This window comes from Pseudomonas sp. SWRI179, from assembly GCF_014268705.1.
GTDB classification, from domain to species: Bacteria; Pseudomonadota; Gammaproteobacteria; order Pseudomonadales; family Pseudomonadaceae; genus Aquipseudomonas; species Aquipseudomonas zanjanensis.
On the sequence record NZ_JABWRA010000145.1, the window covers coordinates 1 to 429 of the forward strand.

A 429-nucleotide genomic window follows, 5' to 3' on the forward strand; every position below is an offset into this window, starting at 1 on the left:
CCTGGCCGTCGGGCAAGGTCTTGAGTTGCAGCCGCCCGGCCGCGTCGCGCTGGTAGCGGGTGACCCATTGCGAACCGTCCTCGCCGTGCTCGGTTTTCTCCAGCAGGTGGCCGTTGAGGTCGTAGGCGTAGGCGGTGCGTTGGCCGTCGAAGCCGACTTGCTGTCGGATCAAGCCGTTGGGCGTGTAGTCCAGCTGATATTTTTCGCCGGATTCGTTCTCGATTTCGGTCAGCAACAGCCGCGCCGAGTCGTAGCGGTACTTCAGCTCGCTGCCGTCGGGGTTCAGGCGACGACTGACCAGGTGCAGGTCATCGGCGTATTCGTAGCGGGTGGTCCGCCCCTGCTCGTCGCGTTCGGCAATGACCTTGCCGTAGGCGTTGTAGCTCCAGGCCCGAATGGCGCCGGTGGGCAGGGTGACTTGCAGCAGTC

At 64.6% G+C, this 429-nt stretch carries 1 protein-coding gene; it reads right to left on the reverse strand.

Annotated features, from left to right (window positions below; genetic code table 11):
- The coding region (locus HU767_RS29225; protein WP_186731122.1) for an RHS repeat domain-containing protein at positions 1-429 on the reverse strand (429 nt) is incomplete at both ends.